This window comes from Catellatospora sp. NPDC049609 (assembly GCF_040675365.1).
Classification (GTDB): Bacteria; Actinomycetota; Actinomycetes; order Mycobacteriales; family Micromonosporaceae; genus Catellatospora.
Genome location: NZ_JBFAOU010000243.1, coordinates 1 through 9,663 on the forward strand (window position 1 = coordinate 1; position 9,663 = coordinate 9,663).

The following is a 9,663-nucleotide window of genomic DNA, read 5'->3' on the forward strand; positions in this document are numbered from 1 at the left end:
AGGAACGCGACGGCCGGCACGTCGAGGCCGAGCGCCTGGTAGCCCACCGCGCACAGGCCGGTGACGGCCAGCACCGGGACCGGCGCGCGGCGGCGCGCGGCCAGCGCCAGGCCACCGGCCACCAGCAGCCCGTAGCCGAGCGCGCCGGCCGCCGGGGCGGACCGGTCGCCGGACAGTGCGGCGAGCAGCAGCGTGGCGGCCACGCCGACGGCGATCGCGCCGTCCCTCACCCCGGCCGGAACGCCGGACCGTCCCGTGCTCATCCGGGAACCTTAGCCGGATGCCGGGCGGGGGCGACTCCTTCCCGCGGACGAGCCCGGGCATACCGCATGCGCAGTAGCTTTCCGGCTGCTACCGCGGCGGGAGCAGCCCGCTACACCGGCGACGGCAGCCGAAAGTGTCCGCAGCCGCGGGACGACCGGCGCCGCGCGCGGCGACAGGATCAGGGCGACATCCCAACCAGGAGACAGACGTAGGGAGAGGCCCGACATGAACTCAGCAACAGCCTTGACGCCGGTCCGGACGGCGCTCGCCCTGGCCGGCGACATCGGCATCGGCACCGGGCGGTTCGTGCCGACCGCCGCCGGCGTGGTGGGGCTGCTCGGCGTGGTCCTCGGCTGGCGGGCGCTGGCCCGCGCCCGCGGTGGCGCCGGCGGACGGCGCGGGTCGGTCGCGGCCGTGGTGGCGGGGCTGGTCGCCGTCGTCGTCGGCGGGGTGCACCTGGCCAACTCGGCCGGTGGGTTCGGCACCGGCAACGGGCGTGCCGGGGCCATCGTGGCCATGGTGGTGGGGCTGGTCGCCACGGTCCTCGGCGGACTCGCGGTGGTCCGCTCGCGCCGCACCGGCTGATCCGCCGGCGGCCCGGCCGGGCGGTCCACGTCGAGGCGCGGCGGCTCGGCCGGGCGGTCCACGTGGGCGCGAGGGCTCGGCCGGGCGGTCCACGTCGAGGCGCGGGGGCTCGGCCGGGCGCCCTACGTCGAGGCGCGTCGGCCCGGTCAGGTGCCCGCGGCCGTTTGCTCATCGGCCGGCCGATCGGTCTCCGGCGCCGCCCGGAGGCCGAGGCCCGCCAGCCACCGCACCAGCTGGTGGTGCACCGCGTCGGCGCCGACGAGAGGATCGCCGGCGGGCCACGCCGCCGGGTGGATCAGCACCGGCCGGGTCTGCCAGCCGCCCAGCCCGCCGTGGCAGCCGACCAGCTCCTCGAACGCCGCCACCTCGTCGGTCGAGGCGTCCAGCAGGCTGTTGAGCACGATGTCGCCGACGTGCGGCAAGGTGTCGTGGCGCCGCAGGTCGTCGGCCGCGTGCGGGCCGAACGCGGCCAGCGGGTCCGAGCCGTCGACCCGCCCGTCGGCGAGGTGGTGGACGCCGTCGCGACCCAGGACGAGCGCTCCGCGCGCTCCCGATCGGACCATCGCGAACCCCACGCCCGGGTGGGCGACCAGACCGGTCAGCAGGTCGGGGTGCCGCGCCTCGATCTCCTCCATGGTCAGGCGGCGGCGTTCCCGGGCCAGATACACCATGCCCAGGTTGCCCGACGCCACGACGACCACCTCGGCGCCCTCCGGCGGCCCGGTCGCGGGCGGCTCCCCGTGTGCCTGCAGCACCGTGTCGCTCAGCCTGCCGACCGCCTGCCGCTCGCCGCTGACCTCGGTGAGCAGGGCCCGCACCCGGCCCCACTGCTCGTTCTCCGGCGCGGCGGCCACATCCGTGCCGGCTCCCGACATCAGGCGGCGGACCAGCTCCTCCAGCGTCAGCCCGTACCGCTGCCGGAACGTCGCGCCCTGGCTCTGCCCGTGGTCGGACAGGACGACGAAGTGGTACGGCCGCGGCGCCCGGGCCGCGAGCTGCTCCAGCGTGCCCAGCACCCAGTCGATGCCGTCCAGCGAGGCCAGCGACTCGGCCCGGGTCGGCCCGGCATGGTGGGCGATCTCGTCATAGTCCACGAAGTCGCAGTAGACGGCCGGGGCGCCGCGCATCATGTGCTCGGCCGCTAGGTTCAGGTTGAGGTCGCGCAGCAGCACGTTGGTCACGCCGCGCAGCGCCACGTACGAGGCGTCACGGCGCACCCGCGGTGCGATGTCGCGCACCCGCTGCCGCCGGGCCTGGAACAGCTCCTTGACCATCTCGCCCGCGGTCAGCACCAGCGAGCGGGTGAGCCCGAACGGGTCGACGAGATAGGTGCTGAGCTGCGGGGTGGGGCCGCGCCGGGCGCCCTTGCGCGCCGCGGTGCTCATGGTCAGCATGCTGACGGGCGCGTCGCCGGAGAACACGTTGCTGAGGCTGACCCCGCCGTCGGCGAGCAGGCCCCGGCCGTCGGAGAAGCCGCGCTCGACGTACTCGGCGTCCCTGGGGTGGTTGGTGACGACGAGCCGGCCGGTCTCCTTCTCCAGCCAGCGGAACGCCGGCACGTGCGCGCTGGCCCCGTGCAGCAGCCCGGCCTGGCTGGCCGGCGTGGTCGCCGGCAGTTGCGCGTGCCATTCGACCAGCGTGTGGCTGCCCGACCGGATCCACCGGGTCAGCGTCGGCAGGTTGCCCGCCTGGATCGCCCAGCGCGCCAGCGGTGCCGACAGCCCGTCGATCTGGATCATCACCACCCCCGGCGCCGTGGTGGCGACCGCCGCCCGGCGGCTCTTGCCGGTGCTGCGCAGCAGGTGCGCGAGCACCGCCGTGCTGTCGCCCGCCGTGACGACCCACATCCCGGCGCTGACCAGGATGGAGTAGAGCCACGACGCCCAGAACGCGGGCCAGAAGCCGCTCACCTGGATGTGCGGCGTGACCGACAGCGCCAGGTAGACGAGCAGCGCCTGGGTCAGCAGCCAGCCCGCCACCACCCCGGCCCAGCCGAGCCGGGCGGCGAACGCGGCGAACAGCGGCCGCAGCAGCGCGGCGGCGACCGCGAGCAGCACCGCCGCCAGCAGGACGTCCCACCCGGTGCTCGCCGACAGCCCCGGCGTGACGGCGATCGCGATGCTCAGCGCCGCCCAGTCGAGCAGCAGGACCGGGATCGCCGTCCGCAGCCGGGCCCAGCCGGCCGGCCGGCTCACGGCTGCCACGTCAGCCCGCTGCCCGGCGCCAGCAGGCGCACCTCGGTGGGCAGCCGGCGGGCCGCGACGGCGTCGGCGAAGGCACGGGCGGGCTCCCGGAGCCGGTCGCGGAAGAAGGCGCTCAGCCCGTACGGGAACAGCGTGCCCCAGTGCACGGGCACCGCACGGCGCGGGCGCAGCAGGGCGACGGCTTCGGCGGCCCGGCGCGGGTCCAGGTGCCCCGGGCCGAGGTTCGGCCCCCATCCCCACACCGGGAGCAGGGCGAGATCGAGGTCCGGGCACAGGTCGCGCATCCCGGCGAACAGGTCGGTGTCGCCCGCGAAGTAGGCGACGGTCCGCGCGGACCCGATGAGGTAGCCCACCGCCGCCGCGCGGGGCCCGAACGGCTCCCGCCGGCCGTCGTGCACCGCCGGGGTCGCGGTGACGGTCACCGCGCCGACCGTGTGGGACTCGCCGACCGCCAGCGTGACGACCCGCCGGAAGCCGCGCCGCCGGAGGAAGGCGGCCGCTCCGTCCGGCGCGACGAGGGGGACGTCGCGGCCGAGCAGGGCCAGCGAGGCGAGATCGCAGTGATCGTGGTGCAGGTGGGACAGCACGACGACGTCGACCCCGGCGTAGTGGCCGGGTGCGACCGGCGCCGCGACCCGGCGCAGGAACGTCAGGCGCCCGCGCAGCACCGGGTCGGTGAGCACCCGGACGCCGCCGATGTCCAGCAGGACCGTCGAGTGCCCCAGGAACACCAGAGAAGAGGTCACGTGGAACCATCCCGCAGGCGGACAGGGTGCCCCTCGAATGTCGCACCGTCCACCGGCGCACCGGGTCGAAAAGGCGGTATTGCCGTGGTCGGCCCGCGGTCGCGACCGTCAGCCGTCGGTGCGACGGCCTCGCGCGCGGCGCGCTCGCCCGGGGACGGGAGCCGGATGAGCGGACCGAGGACGCGGCCACCGTCTACAGGGAGTCGACGACGTCCTTGGCCTCGCGCAGGGTCAACCCGGAGTGCCGGCGCACCAGCTTCACCGCCTCTATCAGCCTGCCCTGCCGTTTGAGGTCGCGCGCGTTCGCCATCAGCTCCGGACCGGCCGGCGGTCCGGCGGGCTGCCCGGCCGCGGGCCGCACCCCCGGCGTGCCGCCGGCCGCGATCAGTTCGACCGCGCGCACCGCCTCGGCGAGCGGCACCCCGGTGGCCTCCCGCCACAGCTTCACCGCATGGATCTTCTTGCGCTGTCCCATGAGCAGCCGCACCTGCTGCACCAGAGCCTCCGCGCCGGCGGCGGGCGGTCCGGCGGCGTGGGCCGAGCGGGCGTGCTCGGCCTCCCGTGCGGCCAATGCGGATCCGAGCAGGTCCGTCGGGTCGTGGCGGCGCCGCCGGGCGCGGGCCGGCATCGCGAGGAGGACGACGACGAGGACGGCGAGCAGCACGATGACGGCTATCAGGATCCCGGTCATGGGCACACGCTACTGGGCCGCCGCCCGTCGGTGACCCGTGCGCCGACCGACCCCGGGCAGGGCCGAGTGCGGGCCGGGGACCAGCACATGCTCCGCCGTTCGTACGGGCATTGTGCGCGGGTTGTATGCCGCGCGCCGTACGATCCGGCACTCGAAGATCCTTGATGTCCGGTCGGCCGGGCCGGCGCCGTGGCCGAGCCATGCCCCGCGTCGGCCGCCTGAGCCAGGGGAGGGACCTCAATGAACGATGTGGCTGCGGGCGGTGCGGCGTCGTGACGCGCGTGCGCTTCTTCACCCTGGGCCCGCTGCACGCGGAGGTGGCCGGGGAGTGGCTCGACCTCGGCCCGGTACGCCAGCAGGCGGTGTTCGCCACGCTGCTGTTCAACGTGGACCGCGTCGTCACCCCGGCCTCGATCCTGCACGGTGTCTGGGGCAGCCATGCCCCGCCGACCGGCACGAAGCTGATCCCGCCGTACATCTACCGGCTGCGCCGGATGCTGCAGGCGGCTGCGGACGGTCACGGCGGCCCGGCGATCGACACGCTGCGCATCGGCTACCGGCTGCGCCTGGGCACGGCCCGGACCGACGTCGCGGACTTCGACGAGACGGTCGCGCGGGCCGCGGCGGCCGAGGCGGCCGGTGACCTGGCCGGCGCCGTCGGCCTGCTGGCCGAGGCGGACAAGATCTGGGCCGGCGAGCCGCTGGCCGGGCTGCCCGGACCGCACGCGGACAGCCGCCGCCAGCACCTGCTCGAACGCCGGATCGCGGGCCTGGAGCACCGGCTGGAACTGCAGCTGCGGCTGGGCCACAGCCATGAGGCGATACCTGCCCTGACGGCCCTGCACACGGAGTTCCCGCTGCGCGAGCACGTGGCGATCATGCTGATGACCGCGCTCTACCAGACCGGCCGGCAGGGCGAGGCGATGGACGTCTTCGGCACCTTCCGCGCGCGCCTGGCGGCCGATCTCGGCGTCGAACCGACCCCGGCGCTGGCGGAGGCCTACACCTCGATGCTGCGCGGCGGCCTGAGCTTCGCCGCGGCCCGGGAGCGGCCTTCGGAACACCCGGCCGCGCAACCGGCGGCCGACCATCACGGGACGCGCGGCCGTGCCGCGGGATGAGGCGGACATGGAAGAAGACAGTGCTGTTGCGGTGAACCCGGACGACGCCGCGTGGTTCCTCGCGTGCTCGCTGCGGGAGCGGCTGGCCGGCACCGGGCCTGCGGGGCCGGTGGACGAGGAGCTCGGCCGGATCCGGCTGAAGATGTGGACGGACGAGCCGGTCCACGTGCGACAGCCGGACCGGCTCGCCGCCCACCTGTCCCGGCACGGCCTCGACGAGGCGGGGCTGGTCCGGATACTGGGCGAGCGGCCGGAGACCGTACGTTCGCGGTTCGGCCAGGCGCCGGACTACGCCCGGCGCCTGGCCGATGCCTGGCGCGCGCACCGTGGCACCGCACGGTCGGCGCACGACGACTCGGGCGGATTCGAAGCGATCGCCGCACCGCTGGTCGACGCCGCCGTCGAGCGGCTCCGCCGGAGCGTGGCCGACCTGGTCGGCGCACACCCGCACCTGTCGGCCGACACCATGGTCGGCCTGCTCGGCCCCGGCCCGATCGAGCTGATAAACCGGCTGGTCGCCCGCACCATGGCGCTGGAGCTCAACGTGCTGCGCCTACGCGGCGAGCTGCACGGGGCCGGCCCGCACGAGCGGTACCACCACTTCCTCGCGCTGCTGCGCCGGCCGCGGTACGCGCTCAGCGTGCTGCGCGAGTACCCGGTCCTGGCCCGTGACCTGGTCCGCGCCGTCGACAACTGGGAGGCGAGCCGGCTGGAGTTCGCGCAACGGCTCGTGGCCGACTACGCCGAGCTGGCGCGGCGGTGCGGCGGGCCGGACGCGCTGGGTGATCTGGCCGAGGTCGGCTTCGGTGCGGGCGACAGCCACCGGGGCGGCCGGTCGGTGGCGGTCGTGCGCTTCGCCACCGGTGTACGCGTGGTGTACAAGCCCCGGCGCCTGCAGGTCGACGGCCATTTCCAGGGGCTGCTGGCCTGGCTCAACGAGCGCGGGGAGCACCCGGCGCTGCGGACGTTCTGGATCGTCGACCGAGGCGGCTACGGCTGGACCGAGTACGTCGCGGCCGGTCCCTGCGCCGACCGGGACGCGCTGGGCCGGTTCTACCGGCGGCAGGGCGCGCTGCTCGCTCTGCTGCAGGTCCTCGGCGCGACCGACTTCCACCTGGAGAACGTCATCGCCTCGGGCGAGCATCCGATGCTCATCGATCTGGAGTCGATGCTGCACCACTGGCATCGTGAGCTGCCCGCCGACGCGGGCGCCGGATACCTGCCGCGGGTCGCGCTGGAGCTGATGGGCAAGTCCGTGACGGCGGTGGGGCTGCTGCCGTCGCCGATGATCTGGTCCGAGGACAACCAGGTCAAGCAGTTCGACCTGAGCGGGATGGCGGGTGCGGGCGGTCAGCTGACGATGCGTCCGGTCGCCACCTGGGAGGGGCGCGGCACGGACGAGATGCGCATGGTCCGGCGGCGGGTGACCATTCCCGGTTCGGCCAACCGGCCGTCCCTGGACGGCGCCACGCCGGAGGTGACCGAGTTCGACGACGAGATCATCTCCGGCTACCGGTCGCTCTACCGCACCATGCTCGACCACCGCGAGGCGCTGCTGGACCCGGCGGGTCCGCTGGCCGCGTTCGCCCACGACCAGGTGCGGGTCGTGCTGCGGGCCACCGAGTCGTACGCGCGCCTGCTCCTCGAAGGCCAGCATCCGGACCTGCTGCGCGACGCGCTGGACCGCGACCGCTACCACGAGAACGTCTGGTCGGGGCACGAGGGACGCGGGCAGCGGGACCTGCTGATCGCGGCGGAGATCGCCCAGCTGGCGGCGGGAGACGTGCCGATCTTCGTCACCACGCCGTCGTCGACGGATCTGGTCGGCGGGGACGGCACCGTGCTGCCCGGCTTCCTGCGGCGGGCCGGACTCGACGTGGTCCGCGAGCAGCTGGCCGGGCTGTCCGAGGAGCACCTGGCCCAGCAGACCTGGTTCATCGAGGCGTCGCTCACCGCGCTGGTCATGGACGACCCGGCGAAGTGGCGGGTGCAGGCGCCACCGGTCGCACCGCCCGTGCCCGACGTCGTCGGCCCGGACCTGTTCGTCGACGCCGCGCGGCTGCTGGGCGACCGCCTGCTGGCGACCGCGCTCACCGAGGGCGAACGGATCTGCTGGCTGGGCCTGAACCTGGTCGCCGACCGCATGTGGATGCTCAACCCGGCGGGCATGGACCTCTACAACGGCATCAGCGGCATCGCGCTCTTCCTGGGCCAGCTGGCCCGCACCACCGGCGACGCCCGCTACCGGCGGGCCGCCGACCAGGCCGTCACCATGATGGTCCGGGAGGCGGAGACCTGGCTGGCCGGGCCGACCGCACCGGCCGGCTCCGGCATCGGGGCCTTCGGCGCACTGGGCGGGGCGCTCTACGCCTTCAGCCACCTCGCCGGCCTGCTGGACCGCGCGGACGTGCCGGACGTCGCCGCGCGGCTGGCCAGGCTGATGATCCACCTCGACCTCGGCACCGCCGCCGACGAGCACGACATCATCGGCGGCACCAGCGGCGGCCTGCTCGCCCTGCTGTCGCTGCACCACGTCGACCCCGACCCGGCCCTGCTCGCCGGCGCGCGCACCCTGGCCGCACGGGTGGTCGCCGCGGCCACCGACCTCGACGGCGGCGTCGGCTGGCGTGGCACGCTCTATCCGGACACGGCGCTCGCGGGCTTCTCGCACGGGGCATCCGGCATCGCGACCGCGCTGGCCCGCCTGGACCGTCGCGCCGGGACGCACGACTACCGGGCGACGGTGGACGGCGCGCTGCGGTTCGAGCGCGCCCTGTTCGACCAGACCGCCGGCAACTGGCGTGACCTGCGTACCGACACCCCCGGCGGCGACAGCATGGTCGCCTGGTGCCACGGCGCGGCCGGGGTGGCGCTGGCCCGCGCCGAGCTGCTCGGCTACGCCCGGGAGGACGCACTCGTCCGCGACGACCTGCGGCGCGCGCTGACGGCACTGCTGGCGCCGCAGGCCGGGCTGCACAACCACTCGATCTGCCACGGCAGGCTGGGCAACGCCGAGGCGGCACTGGCCGCGGCACAGGCGCTCGGCGACGACGCGGCCGTCCGGCGCGCCACCGACCTCGCCGCCTCCTCCGCCATGGAGATCGTGCACGGCGGGTGGCGCTGCGGCGTGCCCCGCGGCGTGGAGACGCCGGGGTTGATGAGCGGCCTCGCCGGCATCGGCCACGCCCTGCTGCGGTGCGCCGATCCGGTCGGCGTCCCGTCCGTACTGCTGCTGCGGCCGCCGGCCGACCACCGCGCTGCCATCGATCTGCCATAGCGGCCTTCTAGGTTCCTCCCCGTGGAGGCGAAACCAGAGATCGCAGGTCACAAGCTTGACAGGAGAGTTCATGGATCACATCAAGGCATGGAAAGACCCGATCTACCGGGCGTCGCTCAGTGACGAGGAGCGGGCCGCCCTGCCGGCGAGCCCGGCCGGCTTCATCGAGCTGAGCGACACCGAGCTCGACGGCGCCGACGGCGGCACGTGGACCTGGACCATCCCGGCGACGGGCTGGCTCACCAGCGAGTTCGGCTGCTTCTCGTGGAACGGCACCGTCTGCAACGGCACCTGCGCGTTCAACACCACCGGCTGCTGCGGCGGCTGATCCCCTCTGACGGAGAGCCGCACCGCCCTCCACCCCGGCGGCCTTCTCGTCTCCGCGTTCTGAAGTTCCCAGGAGTCCGAACATGAACATCGTCAAGGCCTGGAAGGACCCCGACTACCGGGCGACCCTCTCCGAGGAGCAGCTGGCCGGTCTGCCGGTCCACCCGTGCGGCGTGGTCGACCTCGGCGACGAGGTGCTCGCCCACATCGCCGGTGCGACGACCGAGGGTCTGATGACCATCGGCTGCTGCGGCGGGTTCACCGCCCGGGAGACGCCCTGCGGCTCCTGCCGCAACACCTGCAACAACTACACCTGCCAGACCTGCGCGGGGCAGTCCACCTGCACCGTCTGCACGGCCTGACCGGCGCCCCCGCGGTGGGGGCGCCGCCCGCGGCCCCGCCCCCCCCCCCCCCCCCCCCACCCCCCGCCCAGAGCGGGGCCGCCCAC

General features: G+C 74.9%; 8 protein-coding genes and 1 pseudogene. 5 read left to right on the plus strand and 4 right to left on the minus strand.

Translation table 11 applies throughout. The features are described from left to right. Window positions 1-263: pseudogene (locus AB0J67_RS36715) on the minus strand (sensor histidine kinase); the annotation flags it as partial. A gap of 226 nt (window positions 264-489) precedes the next feature. On the opposite strand from AB0J67_RS36715, the gene AB0J67_RS36720 reads away from it, so the two are divergent. Beyond that, the gene (locus tag AB0J67_RS36720) at window positions 490-849 is read left to right on the plus strand and encodes a DUF6223 family protein (protein ID WP_363489657.1); all 360 of its coding nucleotides are present in this window, start codon (window positions 490-492) and stop codon (window positions 847-849) included. Window positions 850-995: 146 nt separating this feature from the next. Here AB0J67_RS36720 and AB0J67_RS36725 read toward each other — a convergent pair whose 3' ends face one another. The 3 genes from AB0J67_RS36725 to AB0J67_RS36735 form a co-directional block, all read right to left on the minus strand. Further along, window positions 996-3,044 (minus strand): phage holin family protein, encoded by a 2,049-nt coding sequence (locus AB0J67_RS36725; protein WP_363489659.1) that lies wholly within the window; start codon window positions 3,042-3,044, stop codon window positions 996-998. Beyond that, window positions 3,041-3,799 (minus strand): MBL fold metallo-hydrolase, encoded by a 759-nt coding sequence (locus AB0J67_RS36730; RefSeq protein WP_363489661.1) that lies wholly within the window; start codon window positions 3,797-3,799, stop codon window positions 3,041-3,043. Before AB0J67_RS36730 ends, AB0J67_RS36725 begins: the two co-directional genes overlap by 4 nt. Before the next feature lie 193 nt (window positions 3,800-3,992). Continuing rightward, on the minus strand, window positions 3,993-4,490 hold the full coding sequence (locus tag AB0J67_RS36735) for a hypothetical protein (RefSeq protein WP_363489663.1): 498 nt from the start codon (window positions 4,488-4,490) through the stop codon (window positions 3,993-3,995). 272 nt (window positions 4,491-4,762) lie between these two features. Here AB0J67_RS36735 and AB0J67_RS36740 point away from each other — a divergent pair, with 272 nt between their 5' ends. The 4 genes from AB0J67_RS36740 to AB0J67_RS36755 all read left to right on the plus strand — a co-directional run bounded on the left by AB0J67_RS36740 (window position 4,763) and on the right by AB0J67_RS36755 (window position 9,577). Continuing rightward, window positions 4,763-5,611, plus strand: a complete 849-nt coding sequence (locus tag AB0J67_RS36740; RefSeq protein ID WP_363489665.1) for an AfsR/SARP family transcriptional regulator — start codon at window positions 4,763-4,765, stop codon at window positions 5,609-5,611. Between the two features lie 7 nt (window positions 5,612-5,618). After that, on the plus strand, window positions 5,619-8,888 hold the full coding sequence (locus AB0J67_RS36745) for a type 2 lanthipeptide synthetase LanM family protein (protein WP_363489667.1): 3,270 nt from the start codon (window positions 5,619-5,621) through the stop codon (window positions 8,886-8,888). 70 nt (window positions 8,889-8,958) lie between these two features. Further along, on the plus strand, window positions 8,959-9,216 hold the full coding sequence (locus tag AB0J67_RS36750; RefSeq protein ID WP_363489669.1) for a mersacidin/lichenicidin family type 2 lantibiotic: 258 nt from the start codon (window positions 8,959-8,961) through the stop codon (window positions 9,214-9,216). 82 nt (window positions 9,217-9,298) lie between these two features. After that, a complete protein-coding gene (locus AB0J67_RS36755) occupies window positions 9,299-9,577 on the plus strand; it encodes a mersacidin/lichenicidin family type 2 lantibiotic (RefSeq protein ID WP_363489671.1) in 279 nt (92 codons plus the stop codon). The last annotated feature ends 86 nt before the right edge of the window (window positions 9,578-9,663 follow it).

Bases quoted from the DNA above. Each gene is read 5' to 3' on its own strand.
- AB0J67_RS36720 (WP_363489657.1), top strand. From the start codon at position 490: ATGAACTCAGCAACAGCCTTGACGCCGGTCCGGACGGCGCTCGCCCTG.
- AB0J67_RS36755 (WP_363489671.1), top strand. From the start codon at position 9,299: ATGAACATCGTCAAGGCCTGGAAGGACCCCGACTACCGGGCGACCCTC.
- AB0J67_RS36750 (WP_363489669.1), top strand. From the start codon at position 8,959: ATGGATCACATCAAGGCATGGAAAGACCCGATCTACCGGGCGTCGCTC.
- AB0J67_RS36735 (WP_363489663.1), bottom strand. From the start codon at position 4,490: ATGACCGGGATCCTGATAGCCGTCATCGTGCTGCTCGCCGTCCTCGTC.
- AB0J67_RS36745 (WP_363489667.1), top strand. From the start codon at position 5,619: ATGGAAGAAGACAGTGCTGTTGCGGTGAACCCGGACGACGCCGCGTGG.